This is a genomic window from Kocuria sp. CPCC 205235 (genome assembly GCF_040980905.1).
Lineage (GTDB): Bacteria > Actinomycetota > Actinomycetes > Actinomycetales > Micrococcaceae > Kocuria > Kocuria carniphila.
On the sequence record NZ_JAVKPR010000103.1, the window covers coordinates 1 to 543 of the forward strand.

The 543-nt window shown below is 71.5% G+C and carries 1 protein-coding gene; it reads left to right on the top strand.

The genetic code is table 11. The features are described from left to right. A partial coding sequence (locus RF638_RS16190) for an amidophosphoribosyltransferase (RefSeq protein ID WP_368842483.1) occupies nucleotides 1-543 on the top strand: 543 nt, incomplete at both ends.

The following is a 543-nucleotide window of genomic DNA, read 5'->3' on the forward strand; positions in this document are numbered from 1 at the left end:
CATGGACGAGAACGCCCTCTACGCCGCCCGCGACCCGCAGGGCATCCGCCCGCTGGTCCTCGGCCGGCTGGAGCGGGGATGGGTGGTGGCCTCCGAGACGGCCGCGCTGGACATCGTGGGCGCCTCGCTGGTCCGGGAGATCGAGCCCGGCGAGTTCGTGGTGATCGACGAGCACGGTCTGCGCTCCCAGCGCTTCGCCGAGACCCGCCGCGCCGCGTGCGTGTTCGAGTACGTCTACCTGGCCCGCCCGGACACCACCATCAACGGCCGCTCCGTGTACGAGTCCCGTGTGGAGATGGGCCGACGGCTCGCCCGGGAGCACCGCGTGGAGGCGGACCTCGTGATGCCCACCCCGGAGTCCGGGACCCCCGCGGCCATCGGCTACGCCGAGGAGTCCGGGATCCCCTTCGGCAACGGCCTGGTCAAGAACGCCTACGTGGGCAGGACGTTCATCCAGCCCTCGGACACGATCCGCCAGCTCGGCATCCGGCTCAAGCTCAACCCGCTGAGGTCCGTGGTGGCGGGCAGGCGCCTGATCGTCAT